We start from the raw sequence: 23,708 nt of genomic DNA, 5'->3' as shown, positions 1-23,708 counted from the left end.
TCTGGAAGGGGGATAACATGAAGCGCACAGAAGAGATGCCCATGACAGAGGGTATACACCGGGTTAAGATCAGCATGTCGTTTCCCTTACGATGGGTGAACAGTTATGTGTTATCAGAATCGGATGGGAAGATAACTATTATAGATCCGGGACCGCGTAATTCGGAAACAGAACAGGAGTGGAGTGAAGCGCTGGCAGATCTCGGCCTGACCTTTAGCGATATTCATCAAATTGTACTCACCCACCATCACCCCGATCATCTTGGGTTGTCGGGTTGGATGCAACAGATGACGGGGGCACCCGTTCGAATGTCCACACGCTCCCGCCAAGAGGCCGACTATATGTGGGGACCTGATTCACGTATTAATACATTATTACCTGATTATTATGGAAGCCACGGAATGCCGGAAGACAAGACTGAGCAGATACATGAACATATGAAGGCATTTACTTCGCAGATCACTCCACTTCCGAATGTCACACCCATTGAAGATGGCGAGTGGCTTAATATGGGCGGGAAACGTTGGGTTGCTGTGGAGACGGGGGGACATGCCCCAGGCCATTTATCCTTTTATGCGCCGGAGTCCATGGAGATTCTGTGCGGAGATGCAGTTTTGCCACAGATTTCACCGAATATTAGTCTGCAACCCGGCAGTGACCCACAGCCATTATTGTCTTATATGGAAGGATTGCAACGTCTCGGGGGGCTAAATGTCAAACAGGCGTATCCAGGGCATCGGAATCCTTTTGCCCAGTTCACCGAACGGACAGTACAATTGCTCGCTCATCACGAGGAACGTCTTCAGAAGATGACGGAACGAATTCAGGAGTCACCGGCGAATGCTTATGACATCTGTGTGCACATGTTTGGCAATCGGCTGGGTACCCATCAACTGCGGTTTGCCATGAGTGAGACGTTAGCCCATTTGCAGGAGTTAATTCGACGCGAACTAGTGAAGCAAGAGCAGCAACCGGATGGGACGTTCTATTTTCAAATCTAAACGGAATGATGATATCGATATGGAATGATAATACGATCTTATATAGAGGCTCGGGACAGGAAATTCACCTGTTCTGGGCCTTTTTAGCCTCTCTTAACGGTTCATTCATCTATTTTTAAGCCAGCGCGCCTATGATACATCTATGAACTTCGCTAAAGAAAGCAGGGAAGAGCGATGACCAGAAGAAAACGGAATCAATGGAGAAAATGGCAAGCTTCAGCGGCAGCAACGTTGACTGTGGCTGCACTTTTTCAATATGTAAGAACTTCGGATGCCTTTGATGTGGCCTATGCAACAGCAAATGGCACAGATACAAGCGTTACTGCTTCAAGCCAAGTGGATACGCATGATGATGTGATGGATGAATGGATCAACAGTACAACGGACAGCAACAACTGGAACACGCAGGACAATGACAATAATGATAGTCAATATAATGGAACATCCGATAGCACACAAGCAGCTCGGCCAGATCAGAGCACGAGTAACGAGGGGAATTATTCAGATTCTCAGCGTATCGGGCAAAATAACCAGGGTACAGACTCCGGATACAGCAGTGGCAACTATCAGTCACGTACAGGTGCGTCATGAGCCGCACGGAGCAAGTTGCTCGTCCGCTCCGGATTCAATTCCGTGCGATGAACACGGATGTTGAAGTACAACTGTCCGCTGGGCGGGAAGAAGCTGAACATGCAGCAACCGTGGTGAAGAATTGGTTTGAGACGCAGGAGCAGCGTTTCAGCCGATTTGTGGCAGACAGTGAACTGAATCGTTTGAATGGTTCAACCGGATGGATGCCCATCTCCGCTGCGATGGATGAGGTTTTGAGTCTGGCATATGGATATATTGGCCTGACCGAAGGGATTTTTCAACCGGGTATCTCGCAGGCTCTTCAGGCTTCGGGATATGATCTAAGTTTCGAGAAGGTGCAGCAACGACAATTGAAACGTCCATTAATTGAACGTGTATTGCGAACGAGAACACCTGAATCATCAGGCTGGATGGAAGATCGATATGACCACAGCCGTCCGAGCTGGATCCAGCGGGAAGGTAGCCGAATGGTTCATCTGGACCCCGGAGCTGAGTTGGACTTGGGAGGCATTGTTAAGGGCTGGGCAGTAGAGCGTATCGCAGACTGGCTGCAGCGAACATTGCATATTCCAGCGGGTTTGATTAACGCGGGTGGAGATATTCAAGTATGGGGTTCACCAGACCATTCCCAATGGACCTTGCAAGTAGCAGATCCTTTGCAGAATCAGGGTGCTGTGTCGGGAGCGATCCGTATACAGCGAGGAGCTGTTGCCACTTCGAGTATTTCCCGCAGACAATGGCAGAATACGGATGGAAGCTTTGCACACCACCTCATTGACCCCCGGACGATGGAGCCTGCAGATACGGATGTATTGCAGTGTACCGTTATGGGACAGCATGCTTCGCAATGCGAGATCATTGCCAAGACGGTATGCATTCTGGGAAGTGCCGAAGCCGTGGGCTGGTTAAACCGACATTACGATCGGCATGACGTCCTGTGGATGACACGGGATGGGAGTATTTATTTTAGAGGGAATACGGATACGCTTGCTGAGCACTGGCCTGGTTTTGATCCGGATCATCGCTTCAGTCTGATCTAGGACAAGTCTAACAGATATGGGGGAGCCGGTTATGGCACAATGGATTGTAGATTACCTGCCAACGTGGAATATCATTCGAATTAGTGGAATTGCTGCTTATGTGCTGCTCTTTGCCGGGGTGTTTCTGGGTATTGCGCAAGGGATGCCTATGGCCAAAGGCAAACCAAAAGCAGACATGTTCAAATGGCATACTCGAACGACCTGGCTCGCCTTCGGACTTGGACTCGTGCACGCATTAACGTTATATATTGATCATTACAGCCCATTTACCTGGGGAGAACTTCTGATTCCTTTTACCGCCTCCGTGCATCCGATCGGCAGTGGTCTGGGAACGTTAGCCTTCTACGGATTAGTGATTGTCCTGTTATCCAGTGATCTGCGGAACAAGCTGGGCCGTAAATGGTGGTTCATGTTCCACATGTTGTCCTATCCGGTGTTCATTGGTCTGCTGGTTCACGGCATGGTGACCGGAACGGATTCTGGCAACATCATCATGCGGATGATGTATGTATTTACCGGACTCAGCATCGTTGGCATCACTGTGCTGCGTGGCATGTTGAGAGAACGCAAAGGCCCGGAAATCACGATTGGACCGAAACGGGCAACATCTGGTTCACCTTCCGAGCAGAATTGGGTTGAAGGTTTTGGTTTGGTGAGAACGGTACGACCTAAGCATCTGAAATAATAACATGTGGATCATCAAAAAAGTATCGTACACATGCAAAAAAGCGGCCATCAGGCCGCTTTTTTCATAAATAGTTATTTCCTCAACAGTTATTTCACCAAGTATCCACACACATGTCCAATGTTCCACATGATTTTAGATATGAAACGAGTTACGCGTTATACCGTTTCATCGCTGACAGGTTTTTCTCCCAGTGCTTCTTCAAGCTCGGATTGTTTGCGATGGGCGATCCGACTGCTCGCTGCCGATGCAATCGCACCGACAATATCGTCGAAAAACGTGTGGACAGGGCCCAGGCTCTTGTCATTCAGTCGTTCAAGCACCCCTGGTTTCAGCTTGTCCACATAACCATAATTCGTAAATCCAATACTGCCATATACATTGACGATGGAGAATGCCAAAATCTCATCCACGCCATACAGTCCTTCATCGTTCTCAATCATCTCCTGCAAAGGAGATATGAGCTGCCCCTGTTCTGCCAGAATATCAAGCTGAATCCCGGTCAGAACGGCGTTCTGTACCTCACGTTTACGGAGAACCATCTCCACATTTTCGATACATTCTTCCATCGTTAGACCTGGATAATATTTTTGCTGCAATAACATGACCAGCTCTGCGATCTCAGGGATCGTGACGCCCCGCTTATGCAGCCATTCCCTTGTTGCCTCCGCCACCTTGCGGCTATTCAGGCTGTAAGGGATTTTTTCTTGCTCAGGATGTTCCATGGGCGATTCCTCCTCTGAAGTTAGCAATGTCCCTACTCATGCTTCCTAATACGTTATTAACCTGTTTACGTTTCTTAAAGATAATTATAAGTTTTCAGCGAAGCGATTATCTTTTAGTTATTTTTTGGACAAAGGCTCGTATACATGGTAGTACAAACTGTAAAAATGATGAGGGGGAACGTGATCATGAGAAAGATCCAATCTTTGCGTACGGTATCGGCAGCAGCGCTGCTGAGTATTCCTATGGTATTGTCAGGCTGCGGCATGTTTGGAGCACAGTCTTCCGAAGCTGTTGATCCACCACCGCCCATTCAGGAAGCAGCCATGATTCAGGCAGCCGAAGGAAATGGTGCACTCGCAACGCTCCCGTTAACGACGGTATATCTGCAAGACCAGCAGGGGCTGCTCGCTCCGGTATCCCTGACACTTCCTTCTGGAACAGATGCCAGCAGTCCAAAGACAGCATTGGATACACTTGTCACAGGCGGGGCCTATGCGGGTATGCTGCCTGAAGGATTCCAGGGCGTTCTCCCGCAGGGAACGGTTGTGCAGAATGTAACGATTCACGCGGATGACAAGCTGGCGGTTGTTGAGTTCTCGGGTAATTTTGCCAAGTATGATGCGAAGGAAGAACGGAAAATGCTAGAAGCTGTCACGTGGACATTGACGGGAACACCTGATGTGGAGAATGTGCAGATCTGGGTGGATGGCAAAAAGTTAACGCAAATGCCGGTAAACAGTACGCCGCTGCCTGAACCGCTGAATCGGGCTGTGGGAATCAATCTGGATCTGGGTGATACGTTTGTGACGAACAGCAGTCCGGTCACGGTCTATTTCTCCGCTGCTTCACCAGCAGGCATCCAATATTATGTTCCGGTGACACGTCTGGTTACACCTGGTGAAGATCGGGTGCAGGCAGCATTGAACGAACTGATCAAAGGACCTGACAAAGGCGGAGAACTGGAAGAGGTCATGACAGGCGGAACGGAGCTGCAATCGGTCAAAACGGCAGAGGATGGCACGGTCACGGTTGCCTTGAAAGATGATATGTTTGCCGAAGGGGATATCGTGCCAAGCGAGCTGTTACAATCTGTCGTATTAACCACTGCGGAGAACACAGCCAGTAAGGATGCCAAAGTACAGATCGAATGGAACGGCCAAAAAACGGTCATGGGTGACGACAACAGGGATTATAGTGCGCCAGTTTCCAAGCCTGAATATATCAACGAAATTCCGATTTAATGAACGAAGGAATGCTTAAGGATGCTTTTAACCGAACTCTTTGGTAAAATATAAGGGATTCGTAAAAGTGTGAACAAGCTCAACATTACAGGATGCTTAAGTCGTAGGAGGCAGAAAATATGAGATCAAACGGACGAACCAGCGAACAGCTGCGCCCGCTGAATTTAACAGTGAACACGAATAAATACGCCGAGGGCTCTGTACTGATTGAAGTTGGAGATACAAAGGTGATCTGTACAGCTACAGTAGAGGAACGTGTACCTCCCTTTATGAAAGGGCAGGGTAAAGGCTGGGTAACAGCTGAATATTCCATGTTGCCACGTGCAACACATACCCGGAACCAACGTGAAGCCAATCGCGGCAAATTAACTGGACGCACCATGGAAATCCAGCGTTTGATTGGTCGGGCGCTGCGCTCAGTGGTCAATTTGCAGGCACTTGGTGAGCGTACAATTACACTGGACTGTGATGTTATTCAAGCCGATGGAGGCACACGCACAACGTCCATTACCGGTGCCTTTGTAGCGCTGGCGCTTGCTGTGAACAAGATTTCCCAACAACACAAACTGCAAGTGTTCCCGATTACGGATTTCATTGCTGCGGTAAGTGTGGGTGTTGTGGGTGAACAGCCTGTACTGGATCTGAACTATGATGAAGATTCCAAAGCCAAGGTGGATATGAACCTGGTGATGACAGGTGGCGGTAAATACGTCGAGCTTCAGGGAACAGGTGAGGAAGCACCATTTGATCGCCGTGAGCTGAACGCCATGTTGGAACTGGGCGAACAGGGAATTCTGGAAATGATCGAGCGTCAAAAAGAAGTGCTTGGACCGATTGCGCTCAAGATCGGCGCGCGTGGATTAGGGGAAGCCTAAGATGAGTTTGGACAGCCCAATCCTCATTGTTGCAACCCGTAATGCGGGTAAAGTCCGTGAATTCGCTCATGCTTTCGCACCGCTTGGCAAAGAGGTTAAGAGCATGTTTGACTACCCGGAGCTGCCGGATGTGGTAGAAGATGGCGTAACGTTTGCGGAGAATGCCTGGAAGAAAGCCAAAGCGGTTGGTGATGCGCTTGGTTTGCCCGTTCTGGCAGATGATTCAGGTTTATGTGTAGACCTGTTGGATGGTGATCCAGGGGTATATTCAGCGAGATATGCAGGCGAAGGAGCAACGGATGCACAGAATAATGCGAAGTTGCTGGAGAAGCTGGAATCGTTGAAATCCGGTGAGGACACCGAGCAGCCGCTACTAAGTCCGGCTCGTTTCGTCTGTGCGCTGGTCCTGTACGATCCGACAACAGGTGATAAGTATGAAGCAGAAGGCACTGCGGAAGGCTGGATCACGGCTCAAGCTGCAGGTGCTGGCGGTTTTGGATATGACCCACTCTTCTATGTACCTGAATACGAGATGACAATGGCAGAGCTGACGCTTGAGCAAAAACAGGCGATTAGCCACCGTGGTCACGCGCTGAGAGCGCTTGTATCCAGACTTGAAGGCTGAGACTAAACGAAACATCTTGATTTAACTTCATGATATGAGAACATCAAAGCGTTAATGGAAGGACAGAAGCATTCCGATGGGATGGTTCATCCGCCATTAACGCTTTTTCTATGAAATGAAGTATTTGATCGGGTTTGGTGAAGGTCCATCCATATACCTAATTGAAGATAGCTATTTCTGCGACTACATATCAGAACGTATGTTCTTGTACCTACATGAGAAATGGTTTACATTGCACGATTGGGAATCTCATTGGGACTGGAGTTGGAAGAAGTTGCAAGCCTTGTGTGGTATGGGTTAACATTCAAACTAACGAATCACATATGAACCTTAAACGGAGGGATCTACTCATGCAAGAAGTGAAGCTTGTTGTATCTTACGATGATTATGAGGACGGCATTCGTATGGAAAAGTTAATTAAGGAACTGGCAGCTAAACCGGAGGCTAGCTCATTGGAAAGTCTGGTCATCGGAGATTGGGGACAGGCTTATGAAAATTCGCCTGATGAGTTTATGGGTACGCTCGTCGAGTCGGCTCCAAGCTTTCCGTCATTGAAGAAACTGTTTATTGGAGATATGGGATTCGAAGAATGTGAAGTATCGTGGATTATCCAGACAAATCTCACACCACTGTTAGGTGCTTTTCCACAATTAAAATCATTCTCTGTAATGGGCAGTAGTGGCCTCAGTCTGGAACCACTCCAGCATGCCAAGCTTGAAGAATTAATTATTATTTGTGGTGGTCTCCCGAAAGAAGTATTATCTTCAATCACCCATGCCAAGTTGCCTGAATTGCGTAAACTGGAACTGTACCTGGGTGTGGATAATTATGGTTTCAATGGATCACTTGAAGATGTACTTCCTTTGCTAGAAAAAGGATTGTTTCCAAAGCTGGTTTACTTGGGTCTAAAAGACAGTGAAATTCAGGATGAGATTGCCAAAGCAGCAGCTGAAGCGCCTATTCTGGATCAACTTGAAGTACTGGATCTATCGCAAGGAACGTTGTCCGATGAAGGGGCTGAGGCGTTGCTTGCCAGTGACAAGATCAAGAAATTGAAACATCTTGATCTAAGTTACCATTACATGACCAATGAAATGATCAGTCGCTGGAACCGATCGGGTATATCTGTAGATGTTAGCGACCAGCAACAGAGTGATGAGGATGACTGGCGTTATCCATCGTTAACGGAATAGTCGATGTCAGGTGTAAAGGAAATGAATGAAAGCCTGCATCAACCAATAAATGTAACTGATCTAACGCAAGATCAGCCCTTTTTATTGGTCGGAAACCCTGATAACCGACGAACACGAGGGCTGCAAGAGGCGAGGCATAGATTGGGTTTGAAACCTGCGGTTGTACTGCCATATGCTCAATTGCTGCAGAATTGGAGACACGGTCGAACCATCGCTGATACAGTAGATTTCAATCTGCCTGTACCCCTGATTCGGATTGATGCTCCTGGAGAGGATTGGGACGTGGAGCGTGAACTACTGTTCCTTGGAGCTATGAATGATTCGTCAACATTAACGGCTGGGATGGGTACAGAAGCATTTTCCGCAGAACAGGCACTTGCGCTGGAACAGGAGTGGGGAAGAATCTACGCTCCTGCTCAATGGTTCCGTGGCTGGAAAGCATGTCTGGATCGAATCGGCCGTGAGTCTCGGGAAATATGGCCTGAAGTCCGATTCATGAATGATCCCGCCGATATCCAATTGATGTTTGACAAGAGAACATGTCAGCAGCATCTATCTTCACATGGAGTTGATGTACCCCCGGCGCTTCAATCTTCGCAGCCAATCCGCAATTATATGGACTTGTGTGCCTCAATGAAGGCTGCCGAAATGCATCGTGTGTTTGTGAAGCTTGCGTACGGCTCCGGGGCTTCAGGAGTTGTTGCCTATCAAGTCAATCCCCGAACGGGTGATGAAATCGCTGTAACAACGATGGGGATGGAACAGAGACAGGGCAAGACGATTTTCTTCAATGAAGGACGTCTACGCAAGTATACCCGCAGTGAAGAGATTGCTACGCTGATGAACTGGTTATGTGCAGAAGGTGCACAGATTGAACGATGGATGCCAAAAGCCACGCTTGATCAGCGGGCCTATGATATTCGCCAACTGGTTGCAGGTGGACAGGCAGGTCACGCGATTATGCGGCTGAGCCGTACCCCGATTACCAATCTGCATCTGCGCAATGAGCGTATGCTGCCTGCTGAAGCAGGCCTGGATGAACAGCGGATGTCGCTGGTACGGTTGGCAGCGCAAGCAGCCATGTCTGCATTTCCCAACTCGTGGTCAGCTGGGATTGATGTGATGCTTACTAGTGGTTCGAATCCGCGTGCCTATGTGCTGGATGTGAATCCATTTGGAGATCTGTTATACAGAGTTGAGCATCATGGCCTCGGAACCTACGAGTGGGAAATGGAACTTTTACGAAAGGAGCCTATTCAACATGCCTGATATGAACACCATTGTGGGCTCCCATGATCTGTTAATGATTACGCTGGATACGTTACGCTATGACGTAGCCAAGCTGGAAGAGGAGAATTGTCCTAATCTGTGTGGTTCGGGTCCGTGGGAGAAGCGCCATACCCCAGGCAGTTTTACATATGCGGCACACCATGCTTTTTTTGGTGGTTTTATGCCGACTCCTGCCAATACAGACAAGGCATCTCATGTAAGGTTATTTCATTCCCGGAATACCGGACTCAAGACACATCCGCACACCTGGCTGTTTGATACACCGGATATCGTATCCGGGTTCGCAGCTGAAGGTTACCGTACCATCTGTATTGGCGGCGTCATCTTTTTTACGAAAAAAAACCCACTTGCGAAAGTATTGCCTGACTATTTCCAACACAGCTACTGGAGAATGAACTTTGGGGTAACCAACCCCAAATCGACAGAGCATCAGGTACAGCATGCATTAAAGCTACTTGAACAGACAGCGCCGGATGAAAAGATATTTATGTTTTTGAACGTGTCCGCCATTCATGGACCCAATCGTTACTTTGTAGAAGGAGCGAAGGAGGACTCGGTGGAGACTCAGCGAGCTGCACTTCGATATGTAGATGAGGCTCTTGGGCCATTGTTCGAGGCGATGAGGAGACGCGCCCGGCCTGCGTATTGCCTGGCTTTTTCCGATCATGGTACAGCTTACGGTGAAGACGGGTATCAAGGACACCGGCTTGCGCATGATGTCGTCTGGACGGTGCCTTATCGTGAATTTTTAGTATAGAATGTATTGATCTTATGAGGACAACAACCGGAGACAGGAGGAAACCGATGGAGAAACATATACAACATATAACAACAGGCCATTCCACACAGTCCGGATCCAATATAGCTACAAGTCTCAGTGAAGTACTGGCATTCCCTTATCGTTCTTACTTATACTCGTACCCACACAAGACCGCCTATCGGGAGCTTGACCCACCACTGCCGTTAGGGCCACTGTGGGAACGAGAAAATACCGATACGTATTTTTTGTATATGCACATTCCCTTTTGTGCTGCTCGTTGCGGATTCTGTAATCTGTTCACACTGCCGGATCGCCGTGATGATACGCATGAACGCTATGTAGATGCGCTGGAACGTCAAGCGAAGCAGTGGGCACCTATTACATCTCGAAGGCCGTATTCGAGGTTTGCGATTGGTGGAGGAACGCCTACATTATTAAATGAGGTTCAGTTGAATCGTCTGTTTGATATTGCTGAACATGTGATGGGGCTGGACCCTGCGCAAGCATCGATTTCGGTGGAAACGTCGCCGGATACCGTTACGGAAGCCAAGCTGGCCATCATGAAGGAACGAAGTGTGGATCGTATCAGTATGGGCATCCAGAGTTTTATTGAAGCTGAAGCATCTGCCATCTATCGTCCACAAAAACCGCAGGAGGTCGAACGTGCGCTTGAGAAGCTTACTCGGTATGATTTCCCGTTGTTGAATCTGGATCTGGTCTATGGTCTGCCAGGTCAAACGGTGGAATCGTGGATATATTCACTGGAAAGAGTTCTGGCCTACGAACCTGGCGAAATCTTCATCTATCCCTTGTATACACGGGAAAATACAATCGTGAAGCCTGATGACATTCGCCGTCAGGGACCTGATATTCGGATGGAACTGTATAAAGCTGCACGTGAGACTTTAAAAAGTAAAGGCTATGTGCAATATTCGATGCGCAGATTTGCCAAAGAACAGTCGTTCTCCAAAGTGCTTCTTCCTTATAGTTGTCAGGAGGAGGGCATGGTTGGTCTGGGATGTGGCGCACGATCTTATACGAGTGAAGTACATTATGCTTCCAAGTATGGCGTGAGTTACAAGGCCACACAAAGCATCATTGCCGATTATGTGGCAACTGAGCGCTACGATGTGGCGGATTATGGCATCGTGTTAAGCCGTGAGGAACAGAGACGGCGCTTTATTCTGAAAGCCTTGCTGCATCGGGAGGGATTGACGTTGTCTGACTACCAACAGCGCTTTGGTACCGATGTGATGTCCGACTATGTCTGGTTGGCTGAACTGTTGACAGAGGGCATGGCGGAGTTGGAGAGCGATGAGGGCAAGCAGGTGCTGCGTCTGACAGAAGAAGGACTGGGTTACTCCGATGCGATTGGAGATTGGCTTATATCTGCCGAAATTCGTGAACAGATGGAAGGGTTTGTTTTCTCATGAGAGCGACTTTGTATTATCGGGGGAAGTTGTCTTCCTGTAATTACGACTGTCCCTACTGTCCTTTTAGCAAAACCGTGGATTCCAAAGAGACGTTGGAAGTGGATGAACAACAATTGCGTCAATTTGTGAATTGGGTGAGGGAGCAAGAGAGTGCCGGGCATCAATTTTCGATTTTCTTCAATCCCTACGGTGAAGCTTTGGTGCGTCGTTGGTACCGGGAAGCGATGGTTGAGCTGTCACATATGCCACATGTGGATAAAGTTGCAATTCAAACCAACCTGTCCGTCAAGCTGGATTGGGCGAGGGAGCTGGATGCGAGCAAAGCAGCCTTTTGGGCGACGTATCATCCTCGTGAGACAAAAGAGGCTTCTTTTGTTAAACAATGTCTGACCTTGCGTCAGATGGGACTTGCTTTTAGTGTCGGTACTGTCGGACTCCGTAGTGCTTTCCCCGCAATCGAGTCCATGAGACAGGCTTTGCCGGATGATGTGTATATGTGGGTTAATGCCTTCAAAGATCGACCCAAGTATTACACACCAGAGGAAATTCAGTTTTTACGTGGGCTTGATCCGCTTTTTGAAGGTAATCTGCAGGATTATGAGAGCTTGGGCAAACGATGTGCTGCCGGTTCGGAAGTGTTTTATGTACAGGGGTCCGGGCATGTGAAGAGATGTTACAAGGATCGTCGAATCATTGGACATCTATATCGCGATGGTTTGCAGGCTTTGGCTGAGGATCGGCCTTGTCGCATGAAAAAATGTGGCTGTTACATCGGTTATATTCATATGGAGGATTCCCCTTTCAGAGAAACGTTTGGCAGCGGGCTGCTGGAACGTAATCCGGTATTGATTCGTTGACCGGCATTTTTATATTTAACTATTCCACTGGGGAGTTGGAATATGTTTATCCGGTTTTAAACCACATATCAGCGTAACTTCAAACGCATCTTTTAGTATAGGCAGGATCAGACCTTTGGTTTGGACTTGCCTTCTGGAAGGTGTTTTTTTTGTTTTACCGGACCAGAGTTAGTGTTTGTGTTCTTTATTAAAAGGGCCTTGACAATTTTGAAAAATAATATTTTTAAGTTTATGATTCAAATTTTATATTTTTTGGGTTAGTATGAATAGGAAAAAAGACCCTGTTATGAATAGTATTTGTACATATAATCGCGAATTATATTTTTAATTGGGTCTAAAGTCTCAATTTAATTGAAAGGAGGGTGGATGTAGGAAGTATCATGCACGTTATCTGAACTTTCGGGGGAGTACACATGAAAAAAATTTCAATTAGCCGTAAATTACTTATGGGTTTCTCATCTGTGCTGTTATTATTGGTGGCTATAACGGTTATATCATATACGCAGTTTATAGCCGTTGAGAAAACGTATACAGAATTAATTAATGATAGAACAAGCAAACTACTACTCATTAAAAATATGTCGATTGATCTTAAATCACAGCAGATTGCTTTGAGAAATTATATTCTGGAAGACAGTGCGGAGAACGAACAGGCATTTAATAAAGCTTATGAAGATTACATAGCATTAAATGAAGAATTAAAATCATCAGTTTCAAGTTCAAAGATGAAAGATTACCTTTCACGATCGGATGAAGCGATGAGCCAATATTATGAACTTGCGCAGCAGATTATGACATTGACAAGACAGGGGGATAACAGTGAAATCTCAAGATTACTGAAGGATACAGCCCCAAGTCTGATCTCTGAATTTGAAGGCATTGTAGAAGAGATGGAAACACATCAACAAGATGCCATGAACTCAGGCGTTGTGGAGGCTAATCTTCAGATTGTGCAGGTCCTTAGGTGGATTGCAATTATAGGAGTGACTTCTCTTCTCATCGGGGCACTTGTGGCGTATGTCATTGGCAGAATGATATCCTTACCTGTTGCTGCTATTGCCCAATCCGCGAGCCGGATTGCAGACGGAGATCTGACTGGTGAGCCTATTGTGGTCCGTAACAAGGATGAGATTGGTGATCTCGCCCAAGCCTTTAATACCATGTCTGCCAATTTGCGTACACTCATTCATCAGGTAGGAGACAGTGCAGAACGGGTAGCTGCCTCTTCAGAGGAGTTGACAGCAAGCACCGAACAGACAGCAACCGCCACAGAGCAAGTGGCCATCACAATGGGTGAGATTGCAACAGGTATGGATACACAGGTTCGAATGGCGAGTGATGGATTCCAGACGATGAATGAGTTAACGACAGGCTTTCAGCAAGTTACGGAGAACACACTCCATATGTCTGAAGAAGCTACCAAAGTCTCCGTAAAAACAATATCGGGTAGCGAGTCAGTTCAGTCTGCGATAGGTCAAATGAATTCTATACAAGGGACGGTGTCGAATCTGTCGGTCGTGATCCAGGAACTGAGCAGACACTCTCAGGATATTGTGAAAATGGTGGACAGCATCTCGGAAATATCAGCACAGACGAATCTCCTATCCCTTAATGCTGCTATTGAGGCTGCACGAGCTGGCGAACAGGGAAGAGGGTTTCAAGTTGTTGCTACAGAGGTTCGGAAGCTGTCTGAGCAGTCTGCGCTTTCTGCTAATCAAATTGTTCCATTGGTGGCATCGATTGAGAAGGGAATGCGAAATGCTGCTGAATCTATGGTGGTTGTATCCACAGAGGTTCAAGAGGGGATTACACTTGTTCACCAAGCGGGAGCCACATTTGATGAAATTCGTGAAGCGGTTGGGGGCGTAGCGGGGCAAACACAGGAAGTCTCTGCTTCAATTGAGCAAATGTCAACAGGTGTAGAACAGATCAATAGGTCTATGAAAACAATCATGGAAGTGACCGAAACGGGAGCCGCTGGAACAGAAGAAGTGAGTGCATCTTCAGAGGAGCAGTTGTCTGCGATGCAGGAGATCGCTTCCGCAGCCAATGATCTCTCCTTGATGGCAGAACAGTTGCAACAGACCGTCAGTCGTTTCAAAGTGCAATAAATTGAACTGAGTGGAATGTGGATGAAGAACGAGCGCATACGTACAGAGATTCTTATAAAAAAGTAATAAAAGGGTGTCCAAACACAGTAGTTACTGTTTGGGCACCCTTAAATAATTCATCATGCTGAATCAATGCATAACAAGATCTTAACGAATAGCGACTTTATATGTCCGCAACCAGGTATTGATCTGAGTCAGATAAGCAAATAACTGTGGCCCCGACATTAACTGTCCGAACCAGGGAAGATTGGAAGCTGCATCTGGTGAAGACGCAAGATTCCGGATCTGAGTTTTGTCAATCAAAGGCAAAATAGGTGATGTGGGGTCATCCAGGATATCAAGTACCTGTTGTTTGACCGCGGCCAGATATTGCGGATTATGTGTTTTCGGGTACGGACTTTTTTTACGATATAACACATCGTCAGGCAGGACACCTTCAAGTGCTTTACGCAGAATACCTTTTTCCCGTCCACCCGTTATTTTCATTTCCCAAGGGATGTTAAACACATATTGGATCAGACGATGGTCACAGTAAGGTACCCGCACTTCCAGTCCTGCCCCCATGCTCATCCGGTCTTTGCGATCCAGAAGTGTAGGCATGAAACGTGTAATGTTCAGGTAGGACATCACCCGCATTTGTGCGGCTTTACCCGTTTCCCCGTCCAACAGAGGCACTTCAGCCACTGCATCCGAATAACGGTCTGACAAATAATCGAGTGGCCGAATCCATTCCCGAATATCCGGGGATAACAACGCTGCTCGCATATCAGGCGCTACAGACCACGGAAACGTACCGGAGTTCAGCATATCTTCTCGATGGAACCAGGGGTAACCGCCAAACACTTCATCTGCTGCTTCGCCTGAGATGGCAACCGTGGCCCCTTTTTTGATTTCTTTACAGAACAAATAGAGCGAGGAGTCTACATCTGCCATACCTGGCAGATCCCTGACTAACATGGCCTGTGTCAGTGCATGAATCAGTTCTCCGTTCTCAATCTCAATCCAGTGATGGTCGGTCTTGAGTTCATCCACCATTCGCTTAATCCAGGGTCCATCTGCACCCGGCTGAAAGGAATGCGCCTGGAAATGCTTGGCGTTATCCACATAATCGACAGAATACGTACTGATTTGGCCTTGCCCGGTTCGCTTGTAATAATCAACGGCTAATGCAGACAAGGCGCTGGAGTCCAGTCCTCCTGATAAAAGAGAGCATACTGGAACATCCGAAGCCAACTGGCGCTCCAGTGTATCTTGCAAGAGAGAGCGTACCTCTGCTGCCGTCTCTTCCAGGTTATGTTCGTGATTCTGGCTTTCCAGTTTCCAGTAGGCATAGGTTCGGATACCGTTTCGGTTATAGATCAGCGCGTGCGCAGGCTTGAGTTCGCTTAGTGAAGAGTATACGCCGTGTCCTGGTGTCCGTGCAGGCCCTACGATAAACACTTCGGCCAATCCTTCCGGGCCTACAGCGGCTTCCACATCAGGGTGAATAAGCAGAGCTTTGGGCTCTGAACCAAATACGAGAGTGTCTTTGTTATTACTGTAGAACAGAGGTTTCACGCCAAGGCGATCTCGTGCGATAAAAACCTGTTCGCGTCCCCCATCCCATATGGCAAAAGCAAAAATACCGTTAAACCGGTCAACACATGCCGGTCCCCACTCAATATAAGAGGCGAGCAACACTTCCGTATCACATTGCGTGCGGAACTGATGCCCCCGCTGGAGCAATTCCTTTTTCAACTCGGGTGCATTGTATAGTTCTCCGTTATACACGACGGTATAGGAGGTATCTCCCTGTAACGCATGCATGGGCTGTGCGCCGTTCTCGGGGTCCATTACACTAAGACGCCGATGTCCAAAGGCACAAGGATTGGAGATCCATGTACCTGAAGCGTCGGGCCCCCGGTTCGACAAGCTATCCGTCATACGGACCAGCAGCTCTGATTCCTGGGTCAAATCCCGATTCCACTGTATGAAGCCGGTAATACCGCACATGGTTTGTTCATCCTTTCTTGGTCGAGTCATTCATCCGTATGGCTGCTTAGTTACTGGCAACCAGCAAATGTTGTCTTTTCGTCAGAGGTCGTAACAAATATATGCCGAATGCAGGCATAAAATGTCTGTCCTCTTCGGAAACTAGTTCTAGGGACAACGGCCTCAACATGCCTGTGAAGGAGAGAACATGCAATGGACAGTATGAAGTATTATGTGTCTGTCATGGGCCGCTCCGTTATTCCAGATCCGTCGGTAACATCATATGAATGGATCATTCAGGCAACGCCGCAGGAAGCGGAGCAATTACTGGGACTGCTGAGCCTCATGCAGGAAAAGGAGGAAGAGGCCTTTCCTGGCATGGTATTCCCATGGCCAGATACACCGGAGGAGTCCGTAAACCGAGCTTATGAAACGGTATTACAACAGGTGTATCGGGAGATTTATCGATTGGGCACACCAGAGACACGATACCAGATTGAACAAAGTACATGATAAGCACAAAGGAAAAGGAGCGCGATAACGAATGTATGCCATTCAAGATGCCAAAATACGCAGATTAACCGAGGTAGATGGATTGTCTTGTGCAGAGGTTGAAGTGCAGCCTGGAAATGCCGGAGACCCGTCATTACTTGTATACGTGGCCTCCACTCAGCCCGGAAATTCGCTGGAAGTTGTTCGGATTGTACGCAATCACTCCGATTCGGCGATCGACTGGTATAACAATAATATGCATACTGCGTTTGAAGAGGCGACAGATACCGCATTTGAGAACAGCGAAGGTATGACAGTAGAAGAAGATAAAGCTCGGTTTCAAAGTGAGTTGTTTTCCTTTGGTTTGCTTGGTCCAACACTTCAGCGTTATCTGATCGGGCAGGCTTAACAGGTAACGCTCCAGCAACACATGTGGCGATAGTGGGATAGAGTTCGATGTTGAGCTATATGTAGATGTGACCTGTTGCTGTTGCTGGTTGCTCTGACTGTATCTGTAACTGGAAAAACCCGCCGTTGTTGAACGGCGGGTTTTGTTATGCGATGATCAGAACAGGTGGGTATGTTGATCAAGCATACTCGCGCAGCACTTGAATCCCTTTGACCACGTTGTACACAAAGCTTAATCCGTAGATCACAAAGAATAGAATGACAAACCCAACGGCGGAACCCAGACTATGCGCAGTCACGAAGAAATAAAATAACGGAATGGCAGCGAGAAAGGGGAATACATGTGAGAATAAGGCGCGTTTTGCATGTCCCTCAATGTAATCATCCTTGGCAACAATCCATATAATGATGGGAAACAGGAACGGAGCAAAGAAAATACTGAAATAGGATAGGGCTGATAAAAGTTGTCTCATGACGATTCTCTCCTTCAATGGATCATTGAAATGTATGTATGCAAAAGATTACCCAGCAATTCTGACATTGAAAATGTCTGATGTTAATCTTACTCTAAATGTCCCAATCTCCTCAATATAACCTGGTTCAAGCTATCATATTCTCAAAGGGACTGGAGTATGAGAATAACACCGAAAAGTACATTTATCGCCTTTGATTACGAATGATGCCTAGTGGCATCATCAACATCGAATATGGAATTCAGCCGAAATGTCCGTTGCTCACGTAGTTTGCCTACGCTCCGCTACTCCATTTCTACCTTCATTCCATCTTCTCGGTACTGAAAACCGGAGTTTTTGAGCCCGCGTTTAAGTATAATTATTAATTTTTTTATAAAACTATTGAAAAATATAGAAATCAGAGTATAATAAGAACCGCGCCGAAAATTTATTATACATATTTGTCTCAGTAGCTCAGCTGGATAGAGCAACGCCCTTCTAAGGCGTCGGTCGGGGGTTCGAATCCCTCCTGGGACGTAAAGAACAAGAAGCTTCCTTCGGGAAGCTTCTTGTTTTTCGTTCAGGGGAAGAGAACCCCCAATGGTTCGTCGGAGCATCCCCTTCGTTAGTACTTTTATTGGTTATACCTATAAACAATATAGAATCTATATATTTAAAGAATAAACAATTCTGTGCCACAATGAGGATATCAATAACGAAAGCGACGGTGGTATCCATGAAATCATTAAATCAATGGCAAGCAGATGAGTATGACAACAAACTGGCTTTTGTGTCCGGATACGGCAAAAACCTGATCTCATGGCTTCAACCCCAAAAAGGGGAATATATCCTTGATCTGGGTTGCGGGACGGGGGATTTGACGCATGAAATTTCTCTGGCCGGAGCTGAAGTTATTGGCATGGACGCATCGCCAGACATGATTCGCCGGGCAAGGGAAAAATTCACTGAACTTGAGTTTGTGGAAGGGGACGGTCATCAGTTTGAGACGAATAGACTGTATGATGCTGTTTTCTCCAATGCAGCCCTGCACTGGATGCGAAGCCCGCGATTAGTGGTGGATAGTATATGGAAATCTTTGAAGACCGGAGGGCGTTTTGTCGCAGAATTTGGTGGTAAAGGGAATGTGCAGACCATTGTGAATGCATTAGAGCAGGTTATGGAGCGAAACACGGGCATTCGTGCATCGGAACGCAATCCTTGGTATTTTCCTTCGATCGGAGAATATAGCCATATTTTAGAACAACGTGGATTTGTGGTGCGACAGGCCTATCACTACGACCGTCCTACCAGACTGGCAGATGGTGAGCAGGGTATAGTAGGCTGGTTGGCTCATTTTGGAGGGGACTATTTTGAGGGTCTCAGTCATGAAGAGATACAACAAATATGCGATGAAACCAGTCAGATCGTGATGCCTCGCCTTTGGAAAGATGATGCTCTGTATGCCGATTATAAGCGTCTGCGTATTGAAGCCGTGAAGTCAGAATAAAGTGAAATTTTGCAATATATAGCGATTTTTATAGTTGTTAAACAAATTATTTCGATCCTTTATATGATAACCAAGCTTCGCCTATACACCAAGAATCTCTTTCGGATAAAGAGGCTCTTGGTCTTTTTTTTGATGCATTATTTTAAAAATGAAATATTCAAACGACAAATAATTACAAATGGATATTTTTATCGTACTCAAGACCCATATAAGTAATTTCTATATCATATTTGTAAGTATTTAGAAGGAAAATGTGGTATTTTGATAGAATAATTTACCAAGGGTCAATCTTCTTGCAGATAGGCGGTGAAATTGGAGTGCGTATTGCAGTACGCACAAACACAGCAGGAACCCATCATTTGGTGACGTATTCACATTTAAAAGGAGGGGCAAAGCCTTGAGTAAACGATTGATATCCACGTTATTAAGTGTTCTGATGGTCTTTTCCATTATTCTCCCCGCGGCTGGAGCCGCTCCCACAGATTCAGCTATTCAGCTTGAGAATTTACCAAGTACGGCCGAAGCCAAACAATGGAGAGAGATTCTTGCAGGACGAGAAGCAAAACTTGCCGCAGATCCATTTTTGGATAAAAGCTTGGAAGGCCTGGGTGGAGAGAACACCCGAGTGATCGTTGAGCTTTCCAATAAACCTGTTGCAGTAGCGCAAGGTGAATCAACCCTCTCCGGAAAATCTTTTACCTCCTCTATGGAAACAAAGGCTGTGACTCAAGTTGAACAACAACAACAGTCATTTGTACATAGCCTCACTCAGAAGAAAATCAAACATGAAGTATTGGAAGAATATGCATATGCCCTGAATGGTGTAGCGATTGAGCTTAAAGGAAACCAGGTGGGACAATTGCTTCAAATACCTGGCGTGGTCAGCGTATATCCTGACCTTGAAGTTACAATAGCGCCCGAGACAGATGAAGTGAACCCGTACATGAAAGACACAGCGCCTTTTATTGGCGCACCTGAAGTATGGGATCTGGGTTACAAAGGAAATGGAATCAAAGTGGGTGTCATCGATACAGGGATTGACTATGAACATCCTAATTTGCAGGAAGCCTACAAAGGTGGATGGGATTTTGTTGGAAACGACAATGATCCGTATGAAACAACATATCAAGAATGGAAAGGATCAGGCGAGCCTGAGCTTAACGAGCTTGGAAGCCCCTATTATACCTCCCACGGTACGCACGTAGCGGGTACCGTTGCTGCTCGCGAAGCAGGGGACTACGGTATTGTTGGTGTGGCTCCTGAAGCAGATATCTATGCTTACCGTGTACTTGGACCGTATGGTAGTGGTCAAACCTCATGGGTACTCGGCGGAATTGATCGTTCTGTTCAAGATGGCATGGACGTAATCAATCTCTCGTTGGGTAACGCCGCCAACGACCCGAGTTATATCACTTCGGTTGCCCTGAACAATGCGATGTTGTCTGGTGTGACAGCGGTTGTAGCAAGTGGTAACAGTGGACCTAACCGTTATACACTCGGTTCTCCGGGTGCGTCTGCAATGGCCATTACGGTAGGTAACTCTACAGGACCTAGCCAGCTGATTACAGCCGATACTCACTTCTGGATTGGTGAGGAAGGCGAAGAGGCACAACCTGAACAACAACCGGTGCCAGAGGTTGAACAATCTCCTGAACTGGGGACGGCACCTGGAACAGAAGCACCAGAAGTTTCAGAGCAAGTTGTACCCGCAATTGCTGATGAGGAAAGTGCAGCAGCTGTGGAGGACACAGTTTCTAATGAAGCTGAAGTTCCGAATGTAGGAGAAGCTACAACGGAAGAAAATACTCCATCCGCATCACCTTCTGCACCCGTTGAAGCTTCTCCTGAAGCTGCCCCTGTGGAAGAAGAGTCTGTAATTGCTCCGACTGAAGCTCCACTGGCTATTACAGAGTCGGTTTACCGTCTGGATCTGATGGGATGGAGCCTGTCGGCAGACCCTGAAACTGTTTTGACAGGGAAATATGAGCTTGAATATGCAGCACTGGGTAAGCCAACTGATTTTGAAGGTAAGGATTTTACAGGTAAAGTGGCATTAATACAGCGTGGTGAAATCGCATTTGTAGAGAAAATCGCCAATGCTAAAGCAGCCGGAGCCTTGGCTGTTATTGTATATAACAACATTCCCGGTCCAATCGGTGTAAGTCTGGGCGATAACTTTGAACTTATTCCAACACTGAGCATGTCCAAGGAAGATGGAGATGTGATCAAGGCTGAGCTGGACGCAGGCCAAGCCGTTGAAGTGAGCTTTAGTGATTTTGAACGTTCCCAAACTCCGGGCGATGAAATGAGTTCATCCAGTTCACGTGGACCTGCTAAGGTAACGCTGGACATCAAACCGGATATTGTTGCACCAGGTACAAGCATTTTGTCTACGATTCCTGCCTACGGCAAGGATGAGCTAGATGCAGATTACGCACAAGCTTATGATCGTAAATCAGGTACAAGTATGGCTACACCTCATGTAGCAGGTTTGATTGCGTTGCTGATCGAGAAGCATCCGGAATGGACACCATTTGATATCAAAGTTGCACTGATGAACAATAGTAAAGTGCTGGATACAACCAAGTTTGATGTATTTGATCAAGGTGCTGGCCGTATTCAGGCTGTCAACACCATTGATCCTGCTGCTTTTGTCAAAGTGCTTGATGTGACTCAATACACAGAAAGTGGCTCTGTTGTTGAAAAGGAGAATATCACCGGAAGTATCAACTACGGTAATTTCTTAAGTACAGATGAAAAGACGATTACCAAAACGATTAAAGTTGAAGCGCTGAATGGTAGTGGCGGGGATTACACCGTAAATGTGAATCCAACTCGTAACGTCGCTGGTGTATCCGTTGCGGTAGACAAGAGTTCCTTCACACTGAATGGTGAGGAAGAACTTGCAGTAACAATCACCGTTCCAAGAGGGGTTACTGCGACTACAGAAGCACAAGGATACATTGAATTCTCAAACGGAACCAATACTTTTACTGTGCCATATGTTGCTCATTTCAACGTTACGTTGAGTGGGGTTAAATATATTGAAACCGTAAAAGGCACTGAAAAAAATCCATTCCACTATCCATTGAAGGCTGATGGTACGTTGGATACCCTTAATGTAGCGATGGAATTCTATAATCCAATGACTTTTGCCCTGATTGAGATCTATGATGGTCTTAATCCGGAAGGTGGATATTATCAAGATGGTTATATCGGCTCCATCTTTGGTAACTATTTTAACTTCAATGCCAATGCAAGATACAACCTTGCTTGGGACGGCTCATATGCAGATTACACAACCGATGAAGTGACTGAGATTCCGGATGGTTTATATACGGTAGACATCACTACTATTGGTACGGACGGCAAAACCTATAAGGAAGACACTTCGCCATTTTTGGTGAAAAAGACAGCTCCGGCTGTAACTGCACCAGAAGCATTGGAGTTCAAAGAGGATGAGTCTGCTGTACTTAATGGTAGCGTGGAAGACTTGTACTTCCGTGTAGCTCCTGCGCTTGCCAGCGGATGGAACATCACGTTTGATCCGGCCGCTTCTCTGGAAGCAACGTATGTTGTGAAAAAAGAGGATGGTTCGGTTTATAAAGAAGGAGTCTTTGAAGTACAAGCTGATGGTACCTTCAACCTTCCTTTGGAGGGAATTGAAGCAGGCGATTATGCTGTTGAACTTACAGTAAAAGATCAACAGGGGCTTTCGGGTACAGCCAATACGGCATTGAAATTGGAAGCCGTGGAGACCGAACCTGAAACTCCGGCAACTAAGGCCCCAGGTACGCCTGTATTGTCTCACAATAACTGGGTAGGCAACGGCTTACCAGAGGGCGCGTATATCGTTACAATGAACCTGTGGTGGGGCGAGAACGCAACTAGCTACAAGTTATATGAGGACGGGGTTTTGGTTGATACGCAAAAGTTGACTTACAACGCACCTTGGGCGCAGTTTGCTCAGACGAAGATCACGGGCAAAGCCAATGGCACGTATACGTACGTGGCTGAGCTGACTAACGATAAGGGAACAACACGTAGTCAGACGTTGACTGTTCAGGTTACCAACGCAACGCCAGGCAAAGCGGTTCTCTCTCAGGATAACTGGGATGGCGACGGCCATTATAAGGTGACCATGAACCTGTGGTGGGGGACCAACGCTACAGAGTATCGTCTCTATGAAAATGATAAGTTGATCGATACACAAGAACTCCGTTCGGCTACACCTTATGCGCAAAGTGCTGTGACTACACTGTCCGGGAAAGCATCGGGCACGTATACGTATCGGGCAGAGTTAATTAACGCAGCCGGAGTTACCAGCACAGACACGATTAAGGTAAAAGTGAAGTAAGTTCATTCCTCATTGAAATTGATTAAATTAATGAAGGAATTGTTCTATGCATAAACGGCCTCCATCTTGAATTTGATATGCTCCCATCACAGG

The 23,708-nt window shown here is 46.8% G+C and carries 20 protein-coding genes and 1 tRNA gene; 18 read left to right on the top strand and 3 right to left on the bottom strand.

Annotation, left to right across the window (positions count from 1 at the left end):
• The first annotated feature begins 17 nt into the window (after positions 1-17).
• From AC6CIF_RS20805 to AC6CIF_RS20790, 4 genes are all read left to right on the top strand, one after another.
• Positions 18-1,001: an MBL fold metallo-hydrolase gene (locus tag AC6CIF_RS20805; protein ID WP_498201393.1), complete on the top strand. Its 984-nt coding sequence runs from the start codon at positions 18-20 to the stop codon at positions 999-1,001.
• A gap of 174 nt (positions 1,002-1,175) precedes the next feature.
• The gene (locus AC6CIF_RS20800; protein ID WP_076329054.1) at positions 1,176-1,592 is read left to right on the top strand and encodes a hypothetical protein; all 417 of its coding nucleotides are present in this window, start codon (positions 1,176-1,178) and stop codon (positions 1,590-1,592) included.
• The gene (locus AC6CIF_RS20795) at positions 1,589-2,632 is read left to right on the top strand and encodes an FAD:protein FMN transferase (RefSeq protein WP_498201392.1); all 1,044 of its coding nucleotides are present in this window, start codon (positions 1,589-1,591) and stop codon (positions 2,630-2,632) included. The genes AC6CIF_RS20800 and AC6CIF_RS20795 overlap by 4 nt, the downstream gene beginning before the upstream one ends.
• Positions 2,633-2,663: 31 nt before the next feature.
• Positions 2,664-3,317 (top strand): ferric reductase-like transmembrane domain-containing protein, encoded by a 654-nt coding sequence (locus tag AC6CIF_RS20790; protein WP_498201391.1) that lies wholly within the window; start codon positions 2,664-2,666, stop codon positions 3,315-3,317.
• A gap of 158 nt (positions 3,318-3,475) precedes the next feature.
• Here AC6CIF_RS20790 and AC6CIF_RS20785 read toward each other — a convergent pair whose 3' ends face one another.
• Positions 3,476-4,042: a phosphatidylglycerophosphatase A family protein gene (locus AC6CIF_RS20785; protein ID WP_498201390.1), complete on the bottom strand. Its 567-nt coding sequence runs from the start codon at positions 4,040-4,042 to the stop codon at positions 3,476-3,478.
• A gap of 186 nt (positions 4,043-4,228) precedes the next feature.
• Between AC6CIF_RS20785 and AC6CIF_RS20780 the strand changes: the two genes are divergently transcribed.
• The 9 genes from AC6CIF_RS20780 to AC6CIF_RS20740 all read left to right on the top strand — a co-directional run bounded on the left by AC6CIF_RS20780 (position 4,229) and on the right by AC6CIF_RS20740 (position 14,428).
• A complete protein-coding gene (locus tag AC6CIF_RS20780) occupies positions 4,229-5,284 on the top strand; it encodes a GerMN domain-containing protein (RefSeq protein WP_091037631.1) in 1,056 nt (351 codons plus the stop codon).
• A gap of 119 nt (positions 5,285-5,403) precedes the next feature.
• Entirely contained in the window at positions 5,404-6,159 is a 756-nt protein-coding gene (rph, locus tag AC6CIF_RS20775) for a ribonuclease PH (protein WP_017692572.1), read from the top strand.
• A gap of 1 nt (position 6,160) precedes the next feature.
• A complete protein-coding gene (locus tag AC6CIF_RS20770; protein ID WP_498201389.1) occupies positions 6,161-6,784 on the top strand; it encodes an XTP/dITP diphosphatase in 624 nt (207 codons plus the stop codon).
• Between the two features lie 350 nt (positions 6,785-7,134).
• Positions 7,135-7,977: an STM4015 family protein gene (locus AC6CIF_RS20765; protein WP_076211268.1), complete on the top strand. Its 843-nt coding sequence runs from the start codon at positions 7,135-7,137 to the stop codon at positions 7,975-7,977.
• Positions 7,978-7,998: 21 nt separating this feature from the next.
• Positions 7,999-9,246, top strand: coding sequence for an STM4014 family protein (locus tag AC6CIF_RS20760; protein ID WP_076211271.1), 1,248 nt, complete (start codon positions 7,999-8,001; stop codon positions 9,244-9,246).
• Positions 9,239-10,024 (top strand): STM4013/SEN3800 family hydrolase, encoded by a 786-nt coding sequence (locus AC6CIF_RS20755; RefSeq protein WP_076211273.1) that lies wholly within the window; start codon positions 9,239-9,241, stop codon positions 10,022-10,024. Before AC6CIF_RS20760 ends, AC6CIF_RS20755 begins: the two co-directional genes overlap by 8 nt.
• A 47-nt stretch (positions 10,025-10,071) precedes the next feature.
• Positions 10,072-11,460 (top strand): STM4012 family radical SAM protein, encoded by a 1,389-nt coding sequence (locus AC6CIF_RS20750; RefSeq protein ID WP_498201388.1) that lies wholly within the window; start codon positions 10,072-10,074, stop codon positions 11,458-11,460.
• Complete coding sequence (locus tag AC6CIF_RS20745; protein ID WP_498201387.1) at positions 11,457-12,317, top strand: STM4011 family radical SAM protein; 861 nt, start codon at positions 11,457-11,459, stop codon at positions 12,315-12,317. The genes AC6CIF_RS20750 and AC6CIF_RS20745 overlap by 4 nt, the downstream gene beginning before the upstream one ends.
• 413 nt (positions 12,318-12,730) lie before the next feature.
• Entirely contained in the window at positions 12,731-14,428 is a 1,698-nt protein-coding gene (locus AC6CIF_RS20740) for a methyl-accepting chemotaxis protein (protein WP_498201386.1), read from the top strand.
• A 147-nt stretch (positions 14,429-14,575) separates the two neighbouring features.
• On the opposite strand, the gene asnB is transcribed toward AC6CIF_RS20740, so the two are convergent.
• Positions 14,576-16,420 carry an asparagine synthase (glutamine-hydrolyzing) gene (asnB, locus tag AC6CIF_RS20735; protein WP_498201385.1) on the bottom strand — a complete coding sequence of 615 codons (1,845 nt, stop codon included), beginning with the start codon at positions 16,418-16,420 and terminating at the stop codon, positions 14,576-14,578.
• Between the two features lie 192 nt (positions 16,421-16,612).
• On the opposite strand from asnB, the gene AC6CIF_RS20730 reads away from it, so the two are divergent.
• Positions 16,613-16,912 carry a hypothetical protein gene (locus tag AC6CIF_RS20730; protein WP_017692581.1) on the top strand — a complete coding sequence of 100 codons (300 nt, stop codon included), beginning with the start codon at positions 16,613-16,615 and terminating at the stop codon, positions 16,910-16,912.
• A gap of 31 nt (positions 16,913-16,943) precedes the next feature.
• Positions 16,944-17,300, top strand: coding sequence for a hypothetical protein (locus tag AC6CIF_RS20725; protein ID WP_036605881.1), 357 nt, complete (start codon positions 16,944-16,946; stop codon positions 17,298-17,300).
• A gap of 178 nt (positions 17,301-17,478) precedes the next feature.
• Here AC6CIF_RS20725 and AC6CIF_RS20720 read toward each other — a convergent pair whose 3' ends face one another.
• A complete protein-coding gene (locus AC6CIF_RS20720; protein WP_017692583.1) occupies positions 17,479-17,772 on the bottom strand; it encodes a magnetosome magnetite crystal formation protein family in 294 nt (97 codons plus the stop codon).
• Between the two features lie 442 nt (positions 17,773-18,214).
• Here AC6CIF_RS20720 and AC6CIF_RS20715 point away from each other — a divergent pair.
• From AC6CIF_RS20715 to AC6CIF_RS20705, 3 genes are all read left to right on the top strand, one after another.
• A tRNA-Arg gene (locus AC6CIF_RS20715) sits at positions 18,215-18,288 on the top strand.
• Between the two features lie 199 nt (positions 18,289-18,487).
• Positions 18,488-19,258 carry a class I SAM-dependent methyltransferase gene (locus AC6CIF_RS20710; RefSeq protein ID WP_498201384.1) on the top strand — a complete coding sequence of 257 codons (771 nt, stop codon included), beginning with the start codon at positions 18,488-18,490 and terminating at the stop codon, positions 19,256-19,258.
• Between the two features lie 397 nt (positions 19,259-19,655).
• A complete protein-coding gene (locus tag AC6CIF_RS20705) occupies positions 19,656-23,615 on the top strand; it encodes a S8 family serine peptidase (RefSeq protein ID WP_498201383.1) in 3,960 nt (1,319 codons plus the stop codon).
• Positions 23,616-23,708: the final 93 nt, after the last annotated feature.

Source organism: Paenibacillus sp. GQ49 (assembly GCF_059759055.1).
Note: the sequence above shows the minus strand (reverse complement) of the source record. Positions and strands in the feature narration are given on the sequence as shown.